At 68.5% G+C, this 623-nt stretch carries 1 protein-coding gene; it reads left to right on the top strand.

The genetic code is table 11. The features are described from left to right. A partial coding sequence (locus ETD85_RS62680) for a histidine phosphatase family protein (RefSeq protein ID WP_206059669.1) occupies nucleotides 1–538 on the top strand: 538 nt, incomplete at its 5' end. Between the last annotated feature and the right edge of the window lie 85 nt (nucleotides 539–623).

Raw genomic sequence — 623 nt, forward strand, 5'->3', positions numbered from 1 at the left:
GCGTCTGGGCGTGGCCGTCAAACTGGTCTACGAGACCCACTCCATCACCGTGGACAACGAAACGGGTGTCGCCACCGGGTGGTTACCCGGTGAGCTGTCCGCGCGCGGGCGTGCCGAGGCCGTGGAGCTCGGCGTACGGCGGCGGAAGGTGGACGTCGTCTACTGCTCCGACCTGCGGCGGGCCGTGCAGACCGCCGAGACCGCCTTCGGGGACGGCAAGGAGATCCGGCTCGATCGGCGGCTCAGGGAATGTGACTACGGGATCTACAACGGGCGGCCGGTCAGCGAGGTGGCGGCCCTGCGGAGCAGGCGCATCGACACGCCGTGGCCGGGTGGGCAGAGCTATCGGCAGGTGGTGGCGGAGATGGCCGCCTTTCTCAAGGACCTGATGGTGGAGTGGCAGGGGCGCACCGTGTTGCTGGTGTCGCATTCGGCCAATCGGTGGGCGTTGCAGAATCTGCTTGAGGGGGCGGCTCTGGAGGACCTGGTCTGTGCGCCGTTCGATTGGCGGCCGGGGTGGGAGTATGAGCTGGCGTGACGTGCCTCGTCCCGCCGGCAGGGTGGCGTGACGTGCCTTGTCCCGCCTACCAGGGGGAGGGGCCCGTGCTCGATTAGTCCACATT

Source organism: Nonomuraea zeae (genome assembly GCF_005889725.1).
GTDB classification, from domain to species: domain Bacteria; phylum Actinomycetota; class Actinomycetes; order Streptosporangiales; family Streptosporangiaceae; genus Nonomuraea; species Nonomuraea zeae.